The organism is Amycolatopsis sp. TRM77291, from assembly GCF_054166285.1.
In genome coordinates this window covers 6,435,653-6,460,564 of sequence record NZ_JBSZHF010000001.1, presented here as the reverse complement: position 1 = coordinate 6,460,564, position 24,912 = coordinate 6,435,653, and the positions used below count along the sequence as shown (strand labels likewise).

Annotated in this window: 23 protein-coding genes and 1 pseudogene; 19 read left to right on the top strand and 5 right to left on the bottom strand. The window is 68.5% G+C overall.

All coding sequences use genetic code 11. The annotated features are described in order from the left end of the window. Window positions 1–18: 18 nt before the first annotated feature. The 14 genes and pseudogenes from ACXIZN_RS29825 to truA all read left to right on the top strand — a co-directional run bounded on the left by ACXIZN_RS29825 (window position 19) and on the right by truA (window position 9,215). A complete protein-coding gene (locus tag ACXIZN_RS29825; RefSeq protein ID WP_192747831.1) occupies window positions 19–651 on the top strand; it encodes a LysE family translocator in 633 nt (210 codons plus the stop codon). Between the two features lie 306 nt (window positions 652–957). Then, window positions 958–2,265 carry a preprotein translocase subunit SecY gene (gene secY, locus ACXIZN_RS29820; RefSeq protein WP_126733351.1) on the top strand — a complete coding sequence of 436 codons (1,308 nt, stop codon included), beginning with the start codon at window positions 958–960 and terminating at the stop codon, window positions 2,263–2,265. Then, a complete protein-coding gene (locus tag ACXIZN_RS29815) occupies window positions 2,262–2,816 on the top strand; it encodes an adenylate kinase (RefSeq protein WP_457958347.1) in 555 nt (184 codons plus the stop codon). Before secY ends, ACXIZN_RS29815 begins: the two co-directional genes overlap by 4 nt. A 44-nt stretch (window positions 2,817–2,860) precedes the next feature. Next, the gene (map, locus tag ACXIZN_RS29810; RefSeq protein WP_457958345.1) at window positions 2,861–3,637 is read left to right on the top strand and encodes a type I methionyl aminopeptidase; all 777 of its coding nucleotides are present in this window, start codon (window positions 2,861–2,863) and stop codon (window positions 3,635–3,637) included. A 475-nt stretch (window positions 3,638–4,112) separates the two neighbouring features. Next, window positions 4,113–4,334 carry a translation initiation factor IF-1 gene (infA, locus tag ACXIZN_RS29805; RefSeq protein WP_005166804.1) on the top strand — a complete coding sequence of 74 codons (222 nt, stop codon included), beginning with the start codon at window positions 4,113–4,115 and terminating at the stop codon, window positions 4,332–4,334. A 36-nt stretch (window positions 4,335–4,370) separates the two neighbouring features. Further along, the gene (gene rpmJ, locus ACXIZN_RS29800; RefSeq protein ID WP_004558882.1) at window positions 4,371–4,484 is read left to right on the top strand and encodes a 50S ribosomal protein L36; all 114 of its coding nucleotides are present in this window, start codon (window positions 4,371–4,373) and stop codon (window positions 4,482–4,484) included. Between the two features lie 205 nt (window positions 4,485–4,689). Further along, window positions 4,690–5,070, top strand: coding sequence for a 30S ribosomal protein S13 (gene rpsM / locus ACXIZN_RS29795; protein WP_005166805.1), 381 nt, complete (start codon window positions 4,690–4,692; stop codon window positions 5,068–5,070). Beyond that, entirely contained in the window at window positions 5,067–5,252 is a 186-nt protein-coding gene (locus ACXIZN_RS29790; protein WP_005166807.1) for a hypothetical protein, read from the top strand. The genes rpsM and ACXIZN_RS29790 overlap by 4 nt, the downstream gene beginning before the upstream one ends. 18 nt (window positions 5,253–5,270) lie before the next feature. Continuing rightward, window positions 5,271–5,678, top strand: a complete 408-nt coding sequence (rpsK, locus tag ACXIZN_RS29785) for a 30S ribosomal protein S11 (protein WP_004558885.1) — start codon at window positions 5,271–5,273, stop codon at window positions 5,676–5,678. Window positions 5,679–5,701: 23 nt separating this feature from the next. Continuing rightward, window positions 5,702–6,307, top strand: a complete 606-nt coding sequence (rpsD, locus tag ACXIZN_RS29780) for a 30S ribosomal protein S4 (RefSeq protein WP_007031054.1) — start codon at window positions 5,702–5,704, stop codon at window positions 6,305–6,307. Between the two features lie 72 nt (window positions 6,308–6,379). Then, window positions 6,380–6,466: pseudogene (locus tag ACXIZN_RS29775) on the top strand (30S ribosomal protein S4); the annotation flags it as partial. Window positions 6,467–6,593: 127 nt separating this feature from the next. After that, window positions 6,594–7,667, top strand: coding sequence for a DNA-directed RNA polymerase subunit alpha (locus tag ACXIZN_RS29770; RefSeq protein WP_005166811.1), 1,074 nt, complete (start codon window positions 6,594–6,596; stop codon window positions 7,665–7,667). A 77-nt stretch (window positions 7,668–7,744) separates the two neighbouring features. Beyond that, window positions 7,745–8,308: a 50S ribosomal protein L17 gene (gene rplQ, locus ACXIZN_RS29765; RefSeq protein WP_219146120.1), complete on the top strand. Its 564-nt coding sequence runs from the start codon at window positions 7,745–7,747 to the stop codon at window positions 8,306–8,308. A 73-nt stretch (window positions 8,309–8,381) separates the two neighbouring features. Then, window positions 8,382–9,215 carry a tRNA pseudouridine(38-40) synthase TruA gene (gene truA, locus ACXIZN_RS29760; protein WP_457960632.1) on the top strand — a complete coding sequence of 278 codons (834 nt, stop codon included), beginning with the start codon at window positions 8,382–8,384 and terminating at the stop codon, window positions 9,213–9,215. On the opposite strand, the gene ACXIZN_RS29755 is transcribed toward truA, so the two are convergent. The 3 genes from ACXIZN_RS29755 to eccE all read right to left on the bottom strand — a co-directional run bounded on the left by ACXIZN_RS29755 (window position 9,185) and on the right by eccE (window position 12,292). After that, window positions 9,185–10,147 carry an endonuclease domain-containing protein gene (locus tag ACXIZN_RS29755; RefSeq protein WP_457958340.1) on the bottom strand — a complete coding sequence of 321 codons (963 nt, stop codon included), beginning with the start codon at window positions 10,145–10,147 and terminating at the stop codon, window positions 9,185–9,187. The genes truA and ACXIZN_RS29755 overlap by 31 nt on opposite strands. Window positions 10,148–10,391: 244 nt before the next feature. Beyond that, entirely contained in the window at window positions 10,392–11,114 is a 723-nt protein-coding gene (locus tag ACXIZN_RS29750) for a hypothetical protein (protein ID WP_126733355.1), read from the bottom strand. Further along, on the bottom strand, window positions 11,111–12,292 hold the full coding sequence (eccE, locus tag ACXIZN_RS29745) for a type VII secretion protein EccE (protein ID WP_457958338.1): 1,182 nt from the start codon (window positions 12,290–12,292) through the stop codon (window positions 11,111–11,113). Before eccE ends, ACXIZN_RS29750 begins: the two co-directional genes overlap by 4 nt. 567 nt (window positions 12,293–12,859) lie before the next feature. Here eccE and eccB point away from each other — a divergent pair. The 3 genes from eccB to ACXIZN_RS29730 all read left to right on the top strand — a co-directional run bounded on the left by eccB (window position 12,860) and on the right by ACXIZN_RS29730 (window position 15,998). Then, on the top strand, window positions 12,860–14,473 hold the full coding sequence (gene eccB, locus ACXIZN_RS29740; RefSeq protein WP_457958336.1) for a type VII secretion protein EccB: 1,614 nt from the start codon (window positions 12,860–12,862) through the stop codon (window positions 14,471–14,473). 68 nt (window positions 14,474–14,541) lie between these two features. Then, window positions 14,542–14,856, top strand: a complete 315-nt coding sequence (locus ACXIZN_RS29735) for a hypothetical protein (protein WP_457958335.1) — start codon at window positions 14,542–14,544, stop codon at window positions 14,854–14,856. Window positions 14,857–14,861: 5 nt separating this feature from the next. Then, the gene (locus ACXIZN_RS29730) at window positions 14,862–15,998 is read left to right on the top strand and encodes a WXG100 family type VII secretion target (protein WP_457958333.1); all 1,137 of its coding nucleotides are present in this window, start codon (window positions 14,862–14,864) and stop codon (window positions 15,996–15,998) included. A gap of 40 nt (window positions 15,999–16,038) precedes the next feature. On the opposite strand, the gene mycP is transcribed toward ACXIZN_RS29730, so the two are convergent. Both mycP and eccD read right to left on the bottom strand, forming a co-directional pair. Further along, window positions 16,039–17,691: a type VII secretion-associated serine protease mycosin gene (mycP, locus tag ACXIZN_RS29725; protein WP_457958332.1), complete on the bottom strand. Its 1,653-nt coding sequence runs from the start codon at window positions 17,689–17,691 to the stop codon at window positions 16,039–16,041. A gap of 23 nt (window positions 17,692–17,714) precedes the next feature. Then, window positions 17,715–19,079, bottom strand: coding sequence for a type VII secretion integral membrane protein EccD (gene eccD, locus ACXIZN_RS29720; protein ID WP_126733359.1), 1,365 nt, complete (start codon window positions 19,077–19,079; stop codon window positions 17,715–17,717). Between the two features lie 513 nt (window positions 19,080–19,592). Here eccD and eccCa point away from each other — a divergent pair. Next, window positions 19,593–23,600, top strand: a complete 4,008-nt coding sequence (eccCa, locus tag ACXIZN_RS29715) for a type VII secretion protein EccCa (RefSeq protein ID WP_192747839.1) — start codon at window positions 19,593–19,595, stop codon at window positions 23,598–23,600. A 68-nt stretch (window positions 23,601–23,668) separates the two neighbouring features. Further along, the coding region (locus ACXIZN_RS29710) for an Hsp70 family protein (protein WP_457958331.1) at window positions 23,669–24,912 on the top strand (1,244 nt) is incomplete at its 3' end.

Below are 24,912 nucleotides of genomic sequence, written 5' to 3'. Positions count from 1 at the left end.
TGGGGGAGGAGGTGGCCGATGACTTGGGCAGTGGTCTTCTTCGGAGCGGCGGTCCTCGTGGCTTTTACGCCAGGGGCGAACAATCTGCTCGGCATGCATCACGGCATGACGCAGGGGGCCTGGAAAGGGCTCGCCGGGCTGTTAGGCCGATTGGCCGCATTCACTGTGCTCATCGCGGCCGTCGCGGCTGGGCTCGGGCAGCTCCTCGCGGCTTCGGAGCTTGCACTCACAGTGATCAAATGGGCCGGCGTCGCCTACCTGGTCTGGATCGGCGGGCGCCTGCTGTGGTCGACGTTCCGTGCAGGGGGAACCGCGCTGGTCCAGGCGCCGCGAGGCACCGAATCCGTACCCGCGCTCCGGATCGCGAGGAAGGAATTCGTCGTCGCGATCACGAATCCGAAGGCGATCCTCATCTTCACGGCGTTCGTACCCCAGTTCATCGACGCAGCTCACGGCTCCTTTCCCGTCCAGATCGCGATTCTCGGCGCCGTCTACCTGCTCGCCGAGTTCGTGGCGGGCGCGACCTACATCGGGGCGGGTGCGCTCGTGAAGTCGCTCCGGTTGTCTCGCCGGGCGACTCGCAACGTCGACCGCGGCACTGGCGTCGTGCTCCTCGGCATGGCGGGCGCGCTCGCTACTTCGAGCTCCTGATCACGTTGCGTTTAGCCCCCTAATCGCGATCCGGTGGCCGGAAAGTGAGGAACGGCAAGGCGTTCTGTCAAGATCCCAGAGCGAGAAGCGGTGGTCGATCAACCCCGCGGACCAACCTTCGTCCGGAAAACCCACACGCACTGCGGACACGCCCTGTGAAGCTGTTAGAGTCGGCGACACGCTTCGGGACGAGTGTGCCCCGAAGCGTTCCTGGCTTGTGCCAGAAAGCTGTGTGTTCCCGCCGGCCCCAGGCCGGCCAAGCCGATCGTCGGTAAGACAGCCGACGACGCCGAGGAGGTTCCCCGCGTGCTCAGCGCCTTCCGCTCGGCTCTAGCGACGCCGGATCTACGTAAGAAGATCCTGTTCACGCTAGCCATCGTCGCGGTCTACCGAATCGGTGCCACCATCCCGGCCCCGGGCATCTCGTATTCCGCCGTGCAGCAATGCACGGAGACCGGGTCGCAGGAGGGCGTCTATCAGCTGCTGAACCTGTTCAGCGGCGGTGCACTGCTGCAGCTGTCGCTGTTCTCGACCGGCATCATGCCGTACATCACGGCGAGCATCATCGTCCAGCTCCTCACCGTGGTCATCCCGCGGTTCGAAGAGCTGAAGAAAGAAGGACAGGCCGGTCAGGGCAAGCTGACGCAGTACACCCGGTACCTGACGATCGCCCTCGCGGTCCTGCAGGCGACCGGTGTGGTGGCACTCGCCGACCGCAAGCAGCTCTTCCCGCAGTGCGACACCGCGATCATCCCGGACAACAGCGTCTACACGCTGGCCATCATCGTCATCACGATGACCGCCGGTACCGCCGTCATGATGTGGCTGGGTGAGCTGATCACCGAGCGCGGCGTCGGCAACGGCATGTCCGTCCTCATCTTCCTGAACATCGCGGCCCGCATCCCGATCGAGGGTGGCAACATCCTCAGCAGCGCCGGCCCGGTGGTCTTCACCCTGATCTGTGTGTTCGGCCTGGTGATCATCGCCAGCGTCATCTTCGTCGAGCAGGGCCAGCGCCGGATCCCGGTGCAGTACGCCAAGCGCATGATCGGCCGCCGCATGTACGGCGGGACGTCGACCTACCTGCCGATCAAGGTGAACCAGGCCGGTGTCATCCCGGTCATCTTCGCCTCGTCGCTGCTCTACCTGCCGGACCTGATCAGCCGCCTCGTCGGCGACGCCAACAGCAACGCGGGCTGGCAGGTCTTCATCCAGAACTACATCGTCAACCAGTCCAGCTGGGCGCACGTCCTGCTGTACTTCGCGTTGATCATCTTCTTCACGTACTTCTACATCACGATCACGTTCAACGTGGACGAGCGTGCGGAAGAAATGAAGAAGTTCGGTGGCTTCATCCCGGGTATCCGCCCGGGCCGACCCACCGCGGAGTACCTCAGCTACGTCCTCGGCCGGATCACCCTGCCGGGCTCGCTGTACCTGGGCATCATCGCGATCCTTCCGAACTTCTTCCTGTCCGTCACCGGCAGCGGGAACAACCAGAACTTCCCGTTCGGTGGCACGGCTGTGCTGATCATGGTCGGTGTCGGTCTCGACACCGTGAAGCAGATCGAAAGCCAGCTGATGCAACGTAACTACGAAGGGTTCTTGAAGTGACGCGCCTGGTTCTCGTTGGCCCTCCTGGCGCGGGCAAAGGTACTCAGGCGGTAGCACTGTCGGAGAAGCTCCGGATCCCGCACATCTCGACCGGCGATCTGTTCCGCGCCCACGTGGGCGAGCAGACGCCGCTGGGCCAGGAAGCCAAGCGCTACCTGGACTCCGGCGAACTCGTGCCCGACTCGGTCACGAACGAGATGGTGCGCGAGCGCCTCGCCGAACCCGACGCCAAGGTCGGTTTCCTGCTCGACGGGTTCCCCCGCAACACGAAGCAGGCCGATGTACTCGGTGAGATCCTCGGCGAGGTCGACGCCAAGCTCAACGCGGTCATCCAGCTCCAGGTCTCGGAAGACGTCGTCGTCGATCGGCTGCTGTCCCGCGGCCGTTCGGACGACACCGAAGAGGTCATCCGCCGCCGTCAGCAGATCTACGTGTCCGAGACCGCTCCGCTGCTCGAGTACTACTCGGACATCCTGGTCTCGGTCGACGGCGTCGGCTCGGTCGACGAGATCTCCGCCCGCGTGCTGGAAGCGCTGCGCGACCGCACGTGAATCTCGGAGGACTGCGTGTACTGCAACGGCTTCGTCGTGGGCGCATGATCGAAATCAAGACCCCTGGCGAGCTCCAGGCCATGCGGGCCGCAGGCCTGGTCGTCTGGCGCACCCTCACCGCGGTGCGGGAGATCGCCAAGCCGGGGGCGACCACGGCCGATCTCGACGAGCTCGCCGAGCAGACGATCCGTGACGCCGGCGCGGTGCCCTCGTTCAAGGGGTACCACGGCTTCCCCGCGTCGATCTGCGCTTCGGTGAACGAGCAGATCGTGCACGGCATCCCGTCGAAGACTCAGGTCTTGAACGACGGCGACATCATCTCGGTGGACTGCGGTGCCATCCTCGACGGCTGGCACGGCGACTCGGCGGTCACCCTCGCGATCGGCGAGGTGTCGAAGGCGGATCTCGCCCTCTCGGCCGCCACCGAGGCGGCGATGTGGGCGGGGATCGCCGCCGTGTCGTCGGGTGGCCGGCTCACGGACATCTCGCACGCGGTGCAGACCGCGGCCGAGAAGGCGAGCCGGGAAGACGGCATCGAGTACGGGATGATCGTCGAGTACGGCGGCCACGGCATCGGGCGCCAGATGCACATGGACCCGTTCCTGCCGAACCTGGGCAAACCGGGCAAGGGGCCGCGGCTCAAGACCGGGATGGCGCTCGCGATCGAGCCCATGCTGACCGGTGGCGGCGGGGAGACGGTCGAGCTCGAGGACGGCTGGACCGTCGTGACCGCCGACGGCTCGCGGGCCGCGCACTGGGAGCACACCATCGCGATCACCGACGACGGCCCGTGGGTACTGACCGCCCCCGAAGACGCCTGACCTCGCCCTTCGCCCTCCAGATCGCGTTTAGCCCGCTAAACGCAAGTGCGCCCAGAGATCGCAGTTAGGCCGCTAAACGCAAGTGCGTCCGCTGGCCGGTGGAGCGCCCGGGTCCGCCGTTGAGGCGTCGGCCCGCTGCCTCCATCGGGTGCACCTCGTCCGCCGGTCGTCCCCAGGTCACAGGCCCGCCGGATCGCGATTAGCCCGCTAAACGCAGGTCGGCGAGGGCGTATGATGGTGGAGGCCAGATCAGGCGGGCTCGAGGGGTCACCTAACACAGTCACCCCCGTTTGGGGCTCGCGACACGGGTTGCGTACACTGTCAAGTCGGTGTACTCATCGCGCCCGGATCCTGCGCGCTCGTGAACTCTCGCGAACGGACATTGGACCCGGGCAGGAGTGTGCCGATGCACCACCCAGCCAAGCACTCAAGCTTTGACTGATCACACAGTGTAGCGACAGGAAATGCGGAGGACATGGGCAAGAAAGACGGGGCCATCGAGGTCGAAGGCCGCGTAGTCGAGCCGCTCCCCAACGCGATGTTCCGCGTCGAGTTGGAGAACGGCCACAAGGTCCTTGCACACATCAGCGGCAAGATGCGGCAGCACTACATCCGCATCCTGCCCGAGGACAGGGTTGTCGTGGAGCTCTCGCCCTACGACTTGTCACGTGGTCGCATCGTCTACCGCTACAAGTGATCACGACGAGTTAGCACAAGCAGGAGAGCAGGAGACGTGAAGGTCCAGCCGAGCGTCAAGAAGATCTGCGACAAGTGCAAGGTGATCCGCCGTCACGGCCGGATCATGGTGATCTGCGAAAACCTGCGGCACAAGCAGCGGCAGGGCTGATCACTCGCACTCGTACAGAGTGGATTGACGGCTACACAATCTCCCCGCACCTGCCGGGCCGTGCGAACGGCCCGGTTCACCCTCGGACTTCAGGCCGAGGCCGGGACACCCGAAGCGCAAGCAGAGGGCACGACAGGCGAGTCGGTCCCGGGACCGGACGGGGAGCAGACCTGAAGATGAATTCTATGAAGGAGCATCAACGCCAATGGCACGACTCGCTGGCGTAGACCTCCCCCGCGAAAAGCGGTTGGAGATCGCGCTGACCTACATCTACGGCATCGGCCGTACCCGCTCGAAGCAGCTCATCGCGGCTGCCGAGCTCAACGCGGACACTCGCGTCAAGGATCTGAGCGATGACGACCTCGCCAAGCTGCGGGTCTACATCGAGGAGAACTTCAAGGTCGAGGGTGACCTTCGCCGCGAGGTGAACGCCGACATCCGTCGGAAGATCGAGATCGGGTGCTACGAGGGCCTTCGCTGGCGTCGCGGACTTCCCGTCCGTGGTCAGCGCACCAAGACGAACGCCCGCACCCGTAAGGGTCCGAAGAAGACGGTCGCCGGCAAGAAGAAGGCTGGCAAGAAGTGAGCGTCCAGGGCAAGAAGGTCGTGCGTATGGGCGGCGTCCACCGCCGCGGCTCGGCTTGTGTCTCGCCCAAGGCGCTCTACGCCCGCCCGATGGCGCTCCGCAACCTGTACACCGACGCCGGTTCGATCATCCGGCGCGGCCAGGCCGAAGCGGTCGCCGCTCACCAAGAGAACGCGCGCTAACAGGAGAACCCTCAGAACATGCCACCGAAGTCTCGTACTGCGGCGGGGGCCAAGAAGGTCCGCCGCAAGGAAAAGAAGAATGTCGCGCACGGTCACGCGCACATCAAGAGCACCTTCAACAACACCATCGTCTCGATCACGGACCCGACCGGTGCCGTGATCGCGTGGGCGTCGAGTGGTCACGTGGGCTTCAAGGGCTCGCGTAAGTCCACCCCGTTCGCCGCGCAGATGGCCGCCGAGAACGCCGCCCGCAAGGCCGCCGAGCACGGCATGAAGAAGGTCGACGTCTTCGTGAAGGGCCCGGGTTCGGGTCGCGAGACGGCGATCCGCTCGCTGCAGGCGGCCGGCCTCGAGGTCGGCACCATTCAGGACGTGACCCCGCAGCCTCACAACGGCTGCCGCCCGCCCAAGCGGCGCCGGGTCTGAGGAACGGGGAGGAGTAAGAAGAAATGGCTCGTTACACCGGCCCCGCGACGCGTATTTCGCGTCGCCTCAAGGTTGACCTCATCGGCGGCGACCAGGCTTTCGAGCGTCGCCCCTACCCGCCGGGCCAGCACGGCCGCGGGCGCATCAAGGAGTCCGAGTACCTCCTGCAGTCGCAGGAGAAGCAGAAGGCTCGCTACACCTACGGCGTTCTCGAGCGTCAGTTCGTCCGGTACTACAAGGAAGCCGTCCGGCGTCCGGGTAAGACCGGTGAGAACCTGCTGCAGATCCTCGAGTCCCGGCTGGACAACGTGATCTACCGCGCCGGCATCGCCCGCACCCGCCGTCAGGCGCGTCAGCTGGTGAGCCACGGCCACTTCCTGGTCAACGGCGTCAAGGTCAACGTCCCGTCCTACCAGGTCACGAAGTGGGACATCATCGACGTGCGGCCGAAGTCGTTCGCGATGCTGCCCTTCGTCGCGGCCAAGGAGTCCTTCGGCGAGCGTCCCGTTCCCGCGTGGCTCCAGGTCGTTCCGTCCAACCTCCGCGTGCTGGTCCACCAGCTCCCGGAGCGCGCTCAGATCGACGTTCCGGTCCAGGAACAGCTGATCGTCGAGCTCTACTCGAAGTGATCCACCATCGGGCCGGGGTTTCCCCGGCCCGATGTGGGCACGGGCGGCGGCGCCCGGAGTGCGCCGCCGCGTCGCCNGCTGGTCCACCAGCTCCCGGAGCGCGCTCAGATCGACGTTCCGGTCCAGGAACAGCTGATCGTCGAGCTCTACTCGAAGTGATCCACCATCGGGCCGGGGTTTCCCCGGCCCGATGTGGGCACGGGCGGCGGCGCCCGGAGTGCGCCGCCGCTTCGCCATCCCTTTCGGTGTCATATGGCGGGCGCCGTTTGGAAAGGAACTAGGAAAGATGCTGATTTCCCAGCGACCGGCTCTCGGCGAAGAGACGGTCAACGAGACCCGCTCCCGGTTCACCATCGAACCGCTGGAGCCCGGCTTCGGTTACACGCTCGGCAACTCGCTGCGGCGCACGCTGCTGTCGTCCATTCCGGGTGCGGCCGTGACGAGCATCCGCATCGACGGCGTGCTGCACGAGTTCACCACCGTTCCCGGGGTGAAGGAAGACGTCACCGACATCATCCTGAACCTCAAGGAGCTCGTGGTCTCCTCGGAAGAGGACGAGCCGGTCACCATGTATCTGCGCAAGCAGGGCCCTGGTGAGGTCACCGCCGCCGACATCGTGCCCCCGGCCGGTGTCACCGTGCACAACCCGGATCTGCACATCGCGTCGCTGAACGGCAAGGGCAAGCTCGAGATCGAGCTCGTCGTCGAGCGCGGCCGCGGTTACGTTCCGGCCCTGCAGAACAAGCAGGCGGGCGCGGAGATCGGCCGGATCCCGGTCGACTCCATCTACTCCCCGGTGCTGAAGGTGACCTACAAGGTCGAGGCGACCCGTGTCGAGCAGCGCACCGACTTCGACAAGCTGATCCTGGACGTGGAGACGAAGCCGTCGATCACGCCGCGGGACGCTGTCGCGTCGGCCGGTAAGACGCTGGTGGAGCTGTTCGGTCTCGCGCGCGAGCTGAACGTCGACGCCGAAGGCATCGAGATCGGCCCGTCGCCGCAGGAGGCGGACACCATCGCCGCCTACGCGATGCCGATCGAGGACCTGGACCTCACCGTCCGGTCGTACAACTGCCTCAAGCGCGAGGGCATCCACACCGTCGGCGAACTGGTCTCGCGCAGCGAGGCCGACCTGCTGGACATCCGCAACTTCGGTGCGAAGTCGATCGACGAGGTCAAGCTCAAGCTCGTCGGTCTCGGCCTCGCGCTGAAGGACAGCCCGCCCGGGTTCGACCCGACCGCGGCCGCGGCCAGCTACGACGGTGAAGGCTGGTCCGAGGGCGTCGACAGCATCACGGACGGAATTTCGGACAACGGCCACGACGATGGCCAGGACTACGCAGAGACGGAGCAGCTGTAAGGCCAGCTACGGCTCCCTCACACCAGTAGGGGTGGGGGAGCGACGGCCTCCAGCTGTGAGCTGAACGAGGAGAACCGATGCCCACCCCCACAAAGGGACCCCGTCTCGGCGGGTCGCCCGCGCACGAACGGCTGATCCTGGCCAACCTGGCCACCCAGCTGTTCGAGCACGGCAAGATCACGACGACCGAGGCGAAGGCCCGGCGGGTGCGCCCGCTGGCCGAGAAGCTGATCACGAAGGCGAAGCGGGGCGACCTGCACAACCGTCGTCAGATCCAGCGCATCGTGCGCGACAAGGACGTCGTGCACAAGCTGATCGCCGAGATCGGTCCGTTCTTCGCGGAGCGTCCGGGTGGCTACACCCGGATCACCAAGACGATGGCGCGCAAGGGCGACAACGCCCCCATGGCCGTCATCGAGCTGGTGGCCGAGAAGACCGTCACCGCCGAGGCCGAGGCCGCGCGCAAGACGAAGTTCGCCAAGGACGAGCCGAAGGCTGCCGCCCCGGCCGCCGAGGAGACCACTGAGGCCCCTGAGGCTGCCGACACGGCCGCCACCGAGGCTCCGGAGGCCACCGAGGCTCCCGCCGCCGACGAGGCCGCTGAGGCCCCCGCCGCGGACGCGGACAGCAAGAAGGACTGACGTCCTGACGGCACCGAACACCCCGGACGAGCCCGCCACTCCCACTGCGGAGGGCGGGCTCGTTCGTCTGCGTCTGGATGTCTCCTACGACGGCACCGATTTCTCCGGCTGGGCGCGGCAGCCCGGGCGGCGCACGGTGCAGGGCGTCCTCGAAGAGGCGCTCGCGAAGCAGCCGCCAGGAGCTTCGGTCCCGAAGTCCGTCGTCGTCGCCGGCCGCACCGATGCCGGTGTGCACGCGGCGGGTCAGGTGGTCCACGTCGATGTGTCGCCTTTAGCGGGCAAAACGCGATCCGGCCGTCTGGAACTGGACGAGCAGGGCATTCCTGACCTGGGGCGGATGCGTCACCGCTGGAATCGGTACCTGCCGGGCGACGTGCGGGTGCTGGATGCACGGGTCGCGCCGCCTGGGTTCGACGCGCGGTTCTCGGCCGTGCGGCGTCACTACCTTTACCGCGTTTCGGACGCGCCATGGGGCGTGGATCCGTTGCGGCGTCACGACACTCTGGCCTGGGGCCGCCCGCTTTCGGTCGACGCGATGAACGAGGCGTCCGAGGCTCTCCTGGGCCTGCAGGACTTCGCGGCCTTCTGCAAGCAGCGCGAGGGCGGGACGACCATTCGCGAGCTGCAACGGCTTGTCTGGCGGCGGACCGGGCCGCACGCGGTCGAGGTCGCCGTCTCCGCCGACGCGTTCTGCCACTCGATGGTGCGCAGTCTGGTGGGGGCACTGCTTTTGGTCGGGGACGGCCGCCGTCCACTGGGCTGGCCCGGCGACGTCCTGGAGAGCCGGACTCGCGACAGCGCGGTGGCTCCCGCACACGGCCTGACGTTGATGGCGGTCGACTATCCGCCGGACGCCGAACTCGCCTCGCGCGCCGATCAAACGCGCGCCATGCGCACTCCCTCCTGACCCGGCCGCGGCGCGTTTAGCGGGCTAATCGCGCTCCGGCGGCGGGCCCGCCAGACGGACTCGACGATGCCTTTGAAGTCGTTCGCCAGGTCCTCCGCGGTGACGATGACGACACGCCAGCCTTCGGCCTCCACACGTCTTCGGCGTTTGCGATCGTGGGCTTGCTGCTTCGATGTGTTGTGCCAGCGGCCGTCGTATTCGACGGCGACCTTGAACTGCTCGTCCCCCAGGTCGAGGCGAGCGAGGAAATGACCGGTCCGGGTGCTGACCTCGAGCTGAGGCGTCGCCGTGATGCCGCCGGCGGCCAGCACGATGCGGAGCTCCGATTCCGGAGGCGACTCCGCGCGAGGATCGGACAATCGCAAAGCATGTCTGGCCAAACGGATTCCCCTGTTGCGGCGACCATAGAACTCCCTGTTGAGATGTAGGTCGGTGAGTTTCTCGGCTCTCAAGAACTGGTCCAGATCCGGCACGCCGATACGGAGCCGGCGCACCCAGCCGGATTTGCGAGGAGAAAGCCGGAGGAGCAGATCGAGCGCGGTTCGGCTTTTCCGCGCGATCCGAATGCCGTTCCACGGCCTCGATTCCTCGGGTTTGACTTCGGTACGCCGAACCTTGATACCGACTATCGGGCCGAAGCGATTCTTCTCCGGGACGATCATCTCGACCGGATCGTGAGGTTTGGCCAGCTCGACGCCTTGAACCGTCGCGGCCGATCGCCCGGTCAGCACCGCTTCGGGAGGCGCCAACAACGCGGCTCCACGGCAGCGCAATTCGTGCGTGACCTCGACATCGGCCCGCGTGTAGACGTCTTGGAACAGCCGTCGGACGCTTGATCCGCGTAGCTGACTGGCCGTGATGAGGCCCGCCTTGCGGGCTTCCGAGCCGCGGAAGACGTCGGGAAGATGAGATGAATCGAAGGGTTTGGTCATATCGACACAGTGATCGACAAGACCGACAACCCATGGCCGTGACTGCCAATTCGAGGGTGTTTATCCACAACCCCCGGCCTATCCACAGCCGGCGCGAATACCCCTTGACGGACAGGCCCCGCGCCCCGGATCGCGTTTAGCGGCCTAACCGCGACGCGGGCAGGGCGCAAAACGGGGGCACCGTCCGAAAAGGACAGTGCCCCCGCAGAGCACGATTAGCCCGCTAAAGTCGACGCGGGCCGGGCTAGTCGCCGCGGCGCACAGGGCCCAGGATCTGCTGCTCTTTCGCCGTGGTGACCAGGCGAAGGGGGCGCCAGAGGTTCCGGCCAAGAGCGACGACCTGGTCGTCCTTCAGCGTCGTGAGCTGCTTCATCATCTGGGGCGGGAGCCGCCAGATCCGGGCGGCCAGCTCGGCCTGTCCCGGCGGGAGCCGCTGCATCAGCACCAGGTCGGCGGCGTTCGCGGTCGCCCCGGCCTGCGGGTGCAGGTACGGCAGCACGTAGACCGTCGTCTGCCACGGCGACCGCGGCGGGAACAGATCCTGCGGCGTCGGGCCACCATCGGTCACGACGAGCAGCGGCGCGTCCTCGGAGGGCCGCGGAAGATCCACCGGCGACAGCCGCCGGATCTGCACCAGCGGCGAAGGCCTGCCGTTCGGCTGGGTCCCCGCGGCCTGGGGGAGCACCTGCCACGCGGCCGGACGCCCGGTCGCGACGACGACCCACGCTCCGACCGCCATCGCCCGCAGCGCCACCTGGCGAGCCAGGTAGAGGCCACCGACCAGCACGATCCGGGTCGGCGTCGAGCGCAGCGCGGAGATCGTCAGCGGCTCGCCCTTGAGCCCGGAGCCGAGAACGATGCCACCGCGATCACCGGATGGGCTGATCGCGTCGAGCATCGCCGGGTCGACGGTGAATTCCGGGGCGACACCGGCGCTCTGGCCGGCGTCGCGCATGCGGGTGCTCATGCCGTGCCTCCGATCGGCAAAGTCGCGGAGAACCCGGAGATCTGCAGGCCGCGCAGCGGCGTCAGCGTCACACCCAGCCGGTCCGAGATGCCCTGCAGCCGTTGGTCGGCCGCGTCCAGTTCACGTGGGTTCCGCGCGCTCAGGCGCACGATTCCCCGCAGGCCGATCTTGCCCTCGTCCGCGGACGGCGAGATCGACATCGCCACCGTCGCCGACAGCGCGCGGACACTGGTCAGCGCGTTCAGGCTGCCGCTGATCTTGCCCTTCGGCCAGCTGGTGATCGCGTAGCTCGCGTGGCCGATACCGGCCGCGGTGACGCCGGTCCAGCGTTCCTGCAGGCCGACCTTCCCCTGCGAACCGGCGACCGCGGTCAGCTCGGCGGCCGAAATGCTGGACCGCAGCAACTCGTCCGGGTCGAGCGGCCGGGTCGGCACGCCCTGCGATTCCAAGGCGTTGCGCACTCGCGAGAGCGCGCCGATCAGGGCACGATGCGCACCCACGACGCCGCCGCCGCGCTCGCGGATGGCGGCCGGGCACCGGCGCGGGTCGAGCCGGATGGCGACCCACGTCGTCCGCCGCGCCGCGGCGGGTAGCGGGCCGAGCACCTCCATGTAGGAGCTGAGGGCGGGCGAGTCAGACGGAAGCGCGGCGCTGCCCGGGTAGCAGTGCCAGATCATCTGGATCGAGTCGAGGACCACGCCGCGGTCTTCGAGGCACGGCGCGAGCGCGGACAGCGGCAGGCTCGGCGCGCCACCCGCCTGGGTGATCAGCGCGGGCGCGGGTTCGACGAGCAGGACGGCGGTCCACGTCCCGTCGTTCCACGCGATGCCGACCTGCTGGCGCTCGTGGTCGACACCGTGCGCGACGACGAGATCGGGAACGGCGAGGCGAAGCAGGTTCACACGGGCGTCGTCGGGACCGGTGACGGCGTCCTCTTCGGCAGCGAGCGACTCGATGCTGCTCGGCGGAAGCGGATTCGCCACCCGATCGTGCGAACGGAACATGTACCGCGTGGTGAGTCCAGCCCATTGGGTGAACCAGCGGCCGCCCCAGCGCAGGAACGCGATGATGACCGCGAACGCGAGCACGCCGATCGCGACGTACTTCAGCTTCATGTCGATCGCGAGCAGGACGAGACCGATCGCGAGCCCGAGTTCGAGCACGACCAGGTTCGCCACGGGCAGCGGACCGAGGTTGATCCCGCCGGTGCGGCGCCGCGCGGGCGCGGCGATCCGTACCGCCGGAGCGGGGGGAGGACCGGACTGCGGGCCGGGGCCACCGGACGGAGGACCGCCAGGGCCGCCTGGCCCACCGGGCCCTCCAGGTCCACCGGGGCCTCCCGGGCCACCAGGTCCGCCGGGGCCCTTGGGTCCTCCGGGACCACCGGGGCCGCCAGGACCCTGCGGTCCGCCAGGCCCTCCAGGGCCGCCTGGGCCCCCGGGACCGCGAGGAACACCGGGACCTCCCGGGCCTCCGGCCGGGCCGCCCGGGCCACCCGGTCTGCCGGGCCTTGGCGGCGGTCCCGGCGGACGACCAGGAGGTTGCGGCCCCGGAGGGCCGGGCGGACGTGGAGGAGTGGTGACGGACATCCGCGCTTTCTCTTCCCCTCGTGCTTGCTGCGTACCCGGAAAGCCGGTCCCGAGGAACTTGACACTAGCTGGAGTTGGTAGAAACCCCACACCAGACGGTCCCCGTACGGCTATCCTGCGGAACCGTACCGCGACGGGGAGGACTGTAGGTCGAGAATGCCATCAACACCGACTACTAAGTCTCAAGTTCAGGCTTATCAGTTCGTTCTGCGACGGATGCAATCCGCGCTGGTCCGTCGCGACGCCGTCATGCTCCACGACCCGATGCGCACGCACACGCGGGCCACCATCGTGGGTGTCGTGCTGGCCGCGCTGGGCGTCCTGGTCTTCGTCATCTGGGGCCTGCTGAGCCCGAAGCCCGCCGTGCCGGAAGCGGGCAATATCGTCATCGGCGAACAGTCCGGAACGGTTTACGTCGTGGCCGGGAACCCGAAGAAACTCATCCCGACCTTCAACCTCGCCTCCGCGCGGTTGCTGATCATCGCGCAGTCGAAACAAGGGGCGCAGCAGGCGGGCGCCAAGCCTTCCGGGCCCACGCAGGCCTCCGAAGTGAAGAACCCCACAGTCGTCTCGGATGAACAGCTGAAGAACATCCCCCGCGGTCAGCTCATGGGTATTCCGAACGGCCCGCAGCTGATGCCGACGGACACTCAGCGGGTCTCCCCGGAATGGGGTGTGTGCGACGAGGTCATGTACGACCCGTCCGTGCCTCAGCCGGACCTCACGAAGACCGAGACGACCGTCTACGCGGGCGTGAAGCAGCTCGGAAACCGTGAGCTCGGCCAGAACGAAGCCTTGCTGGCCAAGGGCGCCAACGGCCGCGAGTACTTGATCTACCGGCAGAAGCCGGACCCGAACGTCCGGAACGCGAACGCCGTCAAGGCCGAGATCCAGCCTGACGCCGACGCCGTCCGTTCCGCGCTGAAGCTGCCCAATCAGCCCCGCGGTATCTCGCAGGGTCTGCTGGACGCGATCCCCGAGGTTCCGGAGCTGAAGCTCCCGGACGTCCCGGGCAAGGGCGAGAGCCCGAGCTACGAGATCGAAGGCATGAAGGTCGGCGACGTGTTCTCCACGGAGCAGGCCGAAGGGCGGAAGGACTTCTACCTCATCACGCGCGAAGGCATCCAGGCCATCTCGCCCGCCGTCGCGGACATCGTGAAGACCGGGAAGAACGACGGCAGCACCTCGGTCACGTCCGTGCCGCTGGCCGCGATCCGCAACCTCAACCGGGTTTCCCAGGTCGTCGAGCTCGACGCGTATCCCCAGACCGTGCCGACGGTGCTCAACGCGACCCAGGGCTCCCGGGTCTCCTGCCTGAGCTGGTCCATCACGGGCGAAGGCGGCTCCCGGGACGCGCACACGGCCGTGTTCGTCGACGACAAGCTGCCGAAGGGCAGGAACGCCGACGGATCCGCGCCCGGCGTCAAGATCGGTACCCCCGGCCCGGTCGGCGCGCCGATCAACAGCTTCTACATGGAGCCCGGCTTCGCGGCGGTCGTCCAGTCGGCGACCGGCAAGGAGACCTTCGACAAGGGGCCGATCCAGCTTATCTCCGATCGCGGGATCCGGTACGGCGTCCCCGACGCGGTCACGGCGGATTCGATCGGGCTCAACAAACGGGTTCCCGCGCCCGAATCCATCGTCAGGATCCTGCCCACCGGCGCTTCGCTGAACACGCAGGACGTGCTCCGGACGTTCGACACGGTGCCGATCGACGACAGGGCCGGCTCGGTCGCCACGCAGTCTCAGCAGGCTCCGGCGGGTAACTGAGCACGGGAACCCCTCGGACGGCGCGAGCGTCTCAACGCCCGAGCGGAATCGGGTGAGTGGAGGGTGCAGTGGCCGGCCTGAAGATCGACGGCGATGTCGTCGGTGACTATGCGAAACGGGTGGACGCGGCCGCCGGAAAGCTCGACCTGGCGGCCGCGGAGGTGACGGGTGAGGGCGTCACCGTCGAATCCCACGGCACGCTGGGGGAGGAACTGGGTCTCGGCGCGTCCTACGGGCGTGCGGCCGAGGCCATCCGGCGTCAGCTGGTGGAAGGCGCGGCCGCGCTGAGGTCGGCGTCCGAGGCACTGCACACGGTGACCGCGCGGCACGCCGGGCACGACGACGAGGCCGCGCAGACGATCAAGCGCGCAGTGGAGCTCTGAACCGCATGATCGCCGAATCGGAGAACCCGACGGATTCCATCCCGCACCCGATGGCGGCCGCACGTCCCGCGGCTCCCGAGGCGCCCCCGATCGCGTTTAGCCCGCTAAACGCGACAGGGCCGGGCGGTGAGGAGCTGATCGAGGCCGCGGCACCGCATCTCGCCTTCGTCTCGGAGCTGTCCGGCCAGCTGGGGGTGATCGATCCGGTCGAGACCTACCTGACCCCGCTGGCGGGGCGCTGGGAGGACTTGAAGGCCGAGGCGGACCTGCTCCGGAAAGCGGCGAAGACCGCGGGCAACGTCTCGAAAGAACTGTCGGAGGACCTCGGCCGTCTCGACGCCGGGTGGTCCGGCAAGGACGCTGACGCCTTCGTCGCGTACATCGTGGACATCAACGCCGCGGGATCCGACGTCGAAGACGCCCTCAGCACGCTGGCGAGTTCGCTCGACGAACTGGTGCTGTCGATCCGCCGCATCCTGACCGACCTCGTCGAGGTCCTGGTCGACACGGCTGAACTGACCTCCGAGACGGCGATGCTGCCGGTCGGTGGCGTCCGGCGGGCGCGGACCCAGCTCGAGGAGGCGCAGGAGTCGGCCAAGGCGCTCCATGAAGCCGCTCGCAACGTCCTCGAGGGCTTCGTGCGGTTTTGCGACGGCGTCGACGATCCTGACGCAGGCTCGCGGAGCATCGAAATCACTCACCGGTACCCGCAGGACGAGTTCAAGCTTCACGACGAGTCCGAGGCGCAGGGCGCGCCGGTGCCCGAAAAGGCCCCCGTTGAGGCGGATTCCGGTGCGGCGTCCGACGATCAGTCGACGTCGCCGTCCGCGGCCGACGGCAGGCAGACCGGGTCGCAGGAACCGCCGATCGAGCAAGGGCAGGCGCTGGTCACGGAGGTCGCGCCCGTTCAGGCCGCTCCGGCGCATGGGCACGGGGTGGCCGGGGCCGGATCGGCGATGATGCCGATGGGGATGGCGCCGATGATGGGGATGGGCGGCATGGGCGGAGGCCAGACGGCGCACCAGTCCAAGACGCGGCCGGCCTCGAAACCGTCCGATGTGGTCGGTGAGCCCGGCCAGGTCGTCCCGCCCGTGATCGGCGAGGACGAGAAGCCGGCCCCGAAGCCCAAGCCGGCCAAGTAGGCACCCAGCCGGAGCGACTTTAGCGGGCTAAACGCAGGTGCTAAGGGGTTTTGCGGCCCGGTGAGGTGGTCGGCCGGTTGCGGCGGACCGAGTGCACCACGAACAGCGTGACGAGCAGCGCCACCAGGCCCCCGCCGGTTCCGGCGAGCGCGACGATCATCGGGGCGGGGTCGCGGTCGTTCGCGGGCGGCAGGTCCGCGGGCAGCTGGACCGGCTTCGCTTTGTCCGCCTCCGACGGCACGATCGCCGTCAACGCCGCGATCGGGTCGATGACACCGAAGCCGACGAAGTTGTCCCGTCCGCCCGGCGCCGCGGGGTGCTGCGCCGTCGCCTGGATCCGGGTCATCACCTCACGCGCGTTCAGCTCCGGGAACTTCTGGCGCACAAGCGCGGCCACACCGGCGACGTACGGAGCCGCGAAGCTGGTCCCTTGGATGGGACCAGGGTCCTTGCCGCCCTCGATGGTCAGGTTGGCCAGGCTGCTGGACCCCTCCGCGGGATCCAGCGAGATGATCTTGGTGCCCGGCGCGGCGACACTGACCCACGGCCCGTGGACGCTGAACTGCGCGACACCGCCGGTCTCGTCGATCGCCGCGACCGACAACACGTCTTCGGAGAACCAGGGCGGCGTGACGATCGTCTTGGGGGCCTTGGGGTCCGGTTGATCGTTCTGTACGCATTTGTCGCCGACGTTGCCCGCCGCCGCGACGACGACCACATTGCGGTTGACGGCGTAGTTCACCGCCGCTTGAAGCTCCTGCTCGCGCGGAGTGATGGTGCCGGTGGCCGTGCGGCAGTTGTCGACCGACATGTTGATGACGTTGGCGCCCTTGTCGACAGCGCGGACCACCGCCTGCGCGAGTGTGGTCAGCGTGCCCGCGGTCTTGCCCTGCTCCTGCTGCCGTCCGCCCTTGTCCTGGCCAGGCGCGGTCCCGTCCGCGGCGCCGCCGACAGCGCCATTCCCCTGGGAGGACGGCGGTAGCTGCGATCCCGGATTGTTCGACGAGGAAGGGGGAGCCGGGTTGTTGGAAGAAGCCGGCGGCTCTTCCTTCTTCTCGACTTCCTCGTAGTTTTGGCTGGACTGCCGGATCGACAGGATCGTGGCGTCCGGCGCCACCCCCCGGAACCCGATGCTCGAGTCGGGCGGGTTCGCGGCGATGATCCCCGCTACTTCGGTGCCGTGACCATCACAATCCTCGAGACCCGGCGCCTTGCCTCCGCCGGGTGTCGCGACGTAGTCGCCACCCGATTCGACACGGCCCCCGAAGTACGGGTGCGCGGAGACACCGGTGTCGATCACGGCGACCTTGATGCCGCCGCCGACCGACTTCTTGGCGCCGCGCATCAGCTGGTGGACCTTTTCGATCTGCAGGTACTCCTGGCCCCAGGGCCGGTTCTTGATGTCGACCTGGTCGCCGCCGAGCTTGCTGCGCTGGACGCACTCGGTCTTCTTCTCGTAGGTCTTGTCGGGCTTGCCCGAGTCGGCAGGCTTCTTGGACGGGTCCACCCGGGGCGGGATCGCGTAGTAGCCGCCGGCGTCCGGCGCGATGCTGCTTTGCTGCGCCCAGGCGGGAAGAGCCACCGACGCCGGCGAGAGAACACCGATCCCGGCCGCCAGCAGCACCGTTCCGGTACGTGTGGCGAGGCCGAGGTGGCGGACGCGCGTCCCCCTGGACTTCCGCGCTACGGCCATCAGAGCATCATCCGATCGGGTCGTCACTTGAAGTTGAGGTGGCGCAGCGTCGTGTAGAGATCCATGACGCCGAGCGCCAGCGGGAGCACTGTCGCGATGAAGACGGCCTCGAAGATCTCCACCGTCCGCCGCAGCGGCGGCGAGAAGCGCTGGTTCGGGAAGATCACGCCGACCACGAGCGCGCCGGCGCCGATCAGCAGCAGCGCGCCGAACACGAACAGGACGCGGTTCAGCGGGCTCGCCGACCACATCCAGCCGAGCAGGATGCCCGCGCCGGACACCATGCCTGTGGTCAGCAAGGCGATGGCCTGCGCGCCGTTCGCGTACGCCCGCGCCCTGAGGAGCAGGACCAGCGTGGCGATCACGCCGAGGATCGGGCCGAAGACCGTCGGGGAAGTCGAGGCGATGATCGCGAACAGCGCCGTGGCCGCGCCGCAACCGGTCAGCAGGCCGGTCATGTACTCGTGGGCGACCGCGGTGCGCCGTTCGATGGCGCGGTAGTCCGGGAAGCCCGAGTCTTCCTTGAGCTCCTCGGCGCTGCCGGGGACGTGCGGCGTCGGAAGGGCGGCGAGCTTGATCGTCGCGCGCGGCAGCAGCGAGATGCAGGCCAGCGAGAACGCGGTGGCTCCGGCGGCGATCCCGGCGATCGGGGTGTCGATGAGCGTCGCGGCCAGGAACGTCAGCGCCGAGATCGTCGCCGTCGTGGCGGCCGCGATGAAGGTGGTGATCCCGTGTCCGATGACGAGGATGCAGACCGCCGCCACGATGATCACGAGGGCGCTCGCGAGCAGCAGGTTCGCCCACACGGACAGCCCCGGCACGATGTAGAACCCGCTGACGAAGGCCAGCGGCAGACCACCCGCGGCGGCGATCAGCACGCCGGTCGCCTCGGCCTGGTAGGCCTTGGCCAGCGTCGCGCCGATCGCGACGCACGCGATCGCGCCGACACCGCCCGCGATCGCGGCGGCGAGCGCGTTGCCGCCGTAGAGCGAGCCGCTGGTGAAGAGCGCGAGGGCCGCGAAGAACAGCGCCAGGCCGCCCGCGATGTGCCCGAAGCGGCGGGCCGTCTCCTTGGTCCACGGACGGAAGCTGTCCGGGGACGACTCGGCGATCGCGTCGACGACGTCGTCGTACAGCGGGGGCGGCGGGTTCTCGTTGCGCTTGCGCAGCTGCAGCAGCTCGCCGTCGACCACGCCGAGGGACGCGAGGGTCCGGCTCGGGTCGAGCGGCGCGTCGCCCAGCTTCGCCAGCGCCCAGCCGCCGTGGCGGGCGCCGCCGTCCGGCGTCGCCTCCTTCGCCATCTCCAACAGCATGGGCAGCAGGTCCGCCACCGCGACGTCAGCCGGCAAAGCCACGTCGATCCGGGTGCGTGGCGCGACCACCGTCACCCTGCTGAATACCGTCGTGCCCGTTGCCACTGCCTTCCCCCTGCCCTGAGAGTCTGCTCCCGGGGGAACCTATACCGAACCCGGGTGCCCACATCATCGACTGTCGGAAAAAGACCGGCAAAAGTAAGAGAGACGACCTCCGGGGCCCTCCGACCGGCTGCCGGCGCGTCGACTTTAGCGGGCTAATCGTGACGCGCCGGAGCCCTGGGGCCCAGGTGCCCCCAGACCGCCGGATCGCGATTAGGGGGCTAAACGCATGTCGGGCCGTCTGGCCCCCGGATCGCGATTAGGGGGCTAAACGCACGTCGGGCGTCTGGGCGCCGGATCGCAGTTAGGCCGCTAAACGCACGTCGGCGGAGCCGGAGCCCTACACTCCCGGCATGCGTACGGCCCCGGCCGGGGCCGTTCTCGGCGTTGTCCGGATTTCACCGGCCACGTTCGATAGGTTGTCTCGCGCACCAGTACGCGCACCAACGGTGGCCGCCATCGTCGAGTTTGAAGAGGGGTCCTTCGATGAGCACGCTGCAGTTCAAGAAGTCACCGCGTCTGGCGGCGCCGCGGCCGCCGGGCGGCGAGGTGCATCTCGAACCGCCGCCTGAGGTGCCGCGCACCATCCCGGGCAACATCGTCATGAAGCTGCTTCCCGCGGTGATGATCGTCGCCTCCATCGGCATGATGATCTTCATGTTCACCACCGGTGGACGCAATCCCATGATGATGATGATGGGCGGCATGATGGTGCTCAGCACCGTCGGCATGATGGCAGGCGGCGCGGGCAAGGGCGGCGGCGCCAAAAAGGCCGAGATGGACGAGGACCGCAAGGACTACCTGCGCTACCTCGGCCAGATGCGCGACAGGGCCCGTGAGGCCATGGTCGACCAGCGCGCCGCTCTCGAATGGGTCCACCCCGACCCGCAGACCCTGTGGTCCCTGGCCGCGAGCCGCCGCATGTGGGAACGCCGCCAGAACGACCAGGACTTCCTCCACCTCCGCGTCGGCCGCAGCTCGCACCGCCTCGCGACGCGGCTGGTGCCGCCGCAGACCGGCCCGGTCGACGAGCTGGAGCCGATCGCGACGCTCGCCCTGCGCCGGTTCGTCCGCGCGCACTCGATCGTCCCGGACCTGCCGACCCAGATCACCCTCCGCGGGTTCGCCGCGGTCAGCATGCAGGGGGACCGCGGCCTCACCCGTGGCCTCACCCGGGCGATGCTGGCTCAGCTGGTCACCTTCCACAGCCCCGACGACGTCCTCATCGCGGTCGCCACGGCGGGCCGCGCCAAGGAGGAGTGGGAGTGGGCGAAGTGGCTGCCGCACGCCCAGCACCCGGCGCTCGCCGACGGTATCGGCCAGCTGCGGATGATGGCGGGTTCCCTCGCGCAGATCGAGCAGTGGCTCGACGAGGAACTCCGTGACCGCCAGCGCTTCTCCCGCAACGCGACACCCGCCCCGGACCAGCCGCACGTCGTCATCATCGTCGACGACGCCGAGGTCACCCGCGAAGAGCAGATCATCCTCGAAGAGGGTCTGGTCGGCGTCACCCTGATCGACCTTTCCGACTCCATCGGCAACCTCGCGGCCCGTCGTGGTCTGCGGTTGGTCGTCGAGGAAGACCGCCTCGGCGCGCGCAGCGCCGGCGGCGTCGAATGGTTCGGCCGTCCGGACACGCTCAGCGTGGTCGAGGCCGAAGCGCTGGCACGCCTTCTCGCGCCGTACCGCGTCGGCACCGCCGCGCAGGACGCCGCCGAGGAAGAGCCGCTGCTGTCCAACCCCGGTCTGCTCGAACTGCTGGGCATCCCCGGCGACCCGATGACCTTCGATGTCCAGCAGGCCTGGCGGCCGCGCCCGGTGCGAGACCGCTACCGCGTCCCGTTCGGCGTCGGCGAGTACGGCCAGCCGGTCGAGCTGGACATCAAGGAAGCCGCGATGGAGGGCATGGGCCCGCACGGCCTGTGCATCGGGGCGACCGGTTCCGGTAAGTCGGAGTTCCTCCGCACCCTGGTGCTGGGCATGCTCGCCACGCACTCGTCGAGCACGCTGAACTTCGTCCTCGTCGACTTCAAGGGTGGTGCGACGTTCCTCGGCCTGGACGCCGCTCCGCACGTCTCCGCGGTCATCACCAACCTCGCGGACGAGGTCACGCTGGTCGACCGCATGAAGGACGCGCTGGCCGGCGAGATGAACAGGCGCCAGGAGGCGCTGAAGAACGGCGGTAACTTCAAGAACGTCTGGGAGTACGAGAAGGCCCGCGAGAACGGCGCCGACCTCGACCCACTGCCCGCGCTCTTCATCGTCTGTGACGAGTTCTCCGAGCTGCTGGCCGCGAAGCCGGACTTCATCGACCTGTTCGTCGCCATCGGCCGTCTTGGCCGGTCGCTGCAGATGCACATGCTCCTCGCGTCGCAGCGGCTGGAAGAGGGCAAGCTGCGCGGTCTCGACTCGCACCTTTCCTACCGCATCGGTCTGAAGACCTTCTCCGCCGCGGAATCCCGTGCCGCGATCGGCGTGCCCGACGCGTTCGAGCTGCCGTCGGTGCCCGGTGGCGGTTACCTCAAGTACGACACCTCGACGCTGGTCCGCTTCAAGGCCTCGTACGTCTCGGGCCCGTACCGGCCCGCGGGCATCAAGGCCGCCGGCCCGGTCGCGACCGTGGTCCGCGCGGACAAGCGCCCGCAGCTGTTCGTCCCGGACTTCGTCGAACTGCCGAAGGAACCGGAGCCGCAGCAGATCGAGGCCGCGCCGGTGGAGGAGGCCAAGTCGGAGGAGGCCGTCGAGCCCAGCGAGCTCGATGTGATCGTGTCCCGGCTGATCGGCCAGGGCCCGCCCGCGCACGAGGTGTGGCTGCCGCCGCTCAAGGAGCCGAACTCGCTCGACACCCTGCTCCCGAACCTGAACCCCACCGACGACCGCGGCCTTTCCCCGGTCGGGTTCTTCGGCAACGGACGGCTCCAGGTGCCGATGGGCATCGTCGACCGCCCGTACGAGCAGCGTCGTGACCTGCTGTGGGCTGACTTCTCCGGTGGCGCCGGACACGGTGTGATCGTCGGCGGTCCGCAGTCGGGCAAGTCGACGATGCTCCGGACGCTGATCATGTCGATGGCGCTGACCCACACCCCCGAGGAAGCGCAGTTCTACGCGCTCGACCTCGGTGGCGGTACGTTGGCCGGTCTCCAGGGCCTGCCGCACGTCGGTGGCGTGGCCGTCGCCCGGCGCGAGCCGGACAAGGCCCGCCGGATCGTGGCCGAGCTGACCACCCTGCTCACCGAGCGGGAAGGCCGGTTCGGTGCGATGGGCATCGACTCGATGAACGAGTTCCGCAACCGCAAGCGGCGGGGCGAGATCAAGCCCGAAGAAGACGCCTTCGGTGACGCCTTCCTGATCGTTGACAACTGGAAGGCGCTGCGGGACGACTTCGACGAGCTGGAGACCTCGATCACCAAGCTCGCCACCCAGGGTCTTTCCTACGGTGTGCACGTCATCATCGCGGCGAACCGGTGGGCGGACATCCGCCCGGCGATCAAGGACATGATCGGTACCCGGTTCGAGCTCCGCCTCGGTGACCCGAGCGAGTCGGACATCGACCGCCGGGTCGCGGTGAACGTCCCGGCCGGGCGCCCCGGCCGCGGTCTCACCAGGGACAAGCTCCACCTGCTGACCGGTCTTCCGCGCATCGACGGATCGAGCAACCCGGACGACGTCGCCGCCGGTGTCGCCGACGCGGTCGCGAAGATCAAGGCCGCGTGGAAGGGCCGCCCGGCGCCGCAGGTCCGCCTGCTGCCCGAGATGGTCACTTACGACGAGGTCCTGTCCATCGACACCAAGCGCAACACGAAGCTGGTGCCGATCGGCGTCAACGAGGAAGACCTCCAGCCGATCTACCTGGACTTCGCCGCCGATTCGCACTTCTACGCGTTCGCGGACGGCGAGTCGGGCAAGACGAACCTGCTGCGCCAGATCACCAGGGGCATCACCGAGCGGTACACGACGCAGGAAGCGGTCATCATCCTCGTCGACTACCGGCGCACGATGCTCGGCTTCATCGGCGGGGACCAGCTGCTCGGCTACGCGGTGTCCGCCGCGCAGCTGGAGAGCATGGTCAAGGACGTGCACGGGTCGATGACCCGGCGCCTCCCCGGTCCGGACGTCACGCAGGAACAGCTCAAGACCCGGTCCTGGTGGACCGGTCCGGAGCTGTTCGTCATCGTCGACGACTACGACCTGGTCGCCACGCAGACGAGCAACCCGCTGAAGCCGCTCGCCGAATTCCTCGCGCAGGCGAAGGACGTCGGTCTGCACATCGTCGTCGTGCGCCGCAGTGGTGGCGCGAGCCGGGCGATGTTCGACCCGATCCTCGGCAAGCTCAGGGAGATCGCGGCGCCCGGTATGGTCATGAACGGCTCGCGGGACGAAGGCAACCTCGTCGCCAACGTGAAGCCGAGCCAGATGCCGCCGGGCCGAGGCAACCTCGTGACCCGGAAGCACGGCAAGCAGCTCATGCAGGTCTCGTGGATTCAGCCGGACTGACCTCCCGCGGAACCAGGTGAGGCAAGGGCCGGGCGTGGGGTGACGACGACGATCTGCGGGAGTGGCTTGTGACAGTGCGGGTAGCGGTGGACTTCGGGACATCGAGCACCTGCGTAGTCGCTTCGATCAACGGCCGTGAGCCGCAGGTCGTCGTGGTGGACGGGCAGCCCTTGATGTCGTCGGCGGTCTACGCCGCGCCGGACGGGACGCTGTTCGTCGGCCAGGAGGCGGAGCGGCAGGCGGCGGTGGATCCGTCGCGCTACGAGCCGAACCCGAAGCGCCGGATCGACGAAGGCGACCTGCTGCTGGGCGACAACGTCCTGCGCGTGACCGACGTCGTCCACGCCGTGCTGAAACGCGCGGTGACCGAGGCGCGGCGGCTCGCCGGCGACGCCGACGTCGAGCTGCTCGTGCTGACCCATCCCGCCGATTGGGGCGCGACCCGCACCCGGCTGCTCCGGCAGGCGGCGGGCGGGCTCGCGCGTCAGGTCGCGCTCGTGCCGGAGCCGGTCGCCGCGGCGGTCTATCACGCGGCGACGTTCGCCCCGGCCGACCTCAATTCCGAGCGCACCGTCGAGTTCAGCGGCCGCCCCGGCGACGCGCTGGCGGTGCTCGACCTCGGTGGCGGCACTGTCGACGTCTCCGTGGTGCAGCGCATGCCCGGCAGCCCGGCGGATCGCAGTTCGCCCGCTAAACGCGCCGGGTTCCAGGTGCTGGCCACCCGGGGCGATCCGAGCTTCGGGGGAGCGGACGTCGATCAGGCGCTCCTGGAGCACGTGGGTTCGCTGGTGTCGTCGGCCGATCCGCCGGAATGGCGGAAGCTCGTCGAGGGCCGCGAGCTCACGGACAGACGGCGGCGCCGGGTGCTGCGGCAGGACGTGCGCGGCGCGAAGGAGACGCTCTCGCGGCACGCGTACACCGATGTCCCGATGCCGCCGCCGTTCGCCGACGCGCATGTGACCCGGGAAGACCTCGAGCGGCTCATCGCGGGCCCGCTCGGCCGCGCGGTCGAGCTGACCGTCGCCGCGATCGGCGATTCCGGGCTGCGGCCGAAGCAGCTGACGGCGATCTTCCTCGTGGGCGGGTCGAGCCGAATCCCGATGGTTTCCCGGCTGGTGCACGAGCGGACCGGTGTCGTACCGACGACCCTGGATCAGCCGGAGACCGTGGTCGCCCGCGGTGCCCTGCGCGCGGTGCTGATCGACCCGGACCGGACGGGTTCCCTCGCGGGTTCCGCGGTCTCCCGGGCCGGCGGTGGCCCCGCTCCCGGCGACCGGCGTCCCGAGGCCCCGCGCCCCCCGTTCCCTCCCGG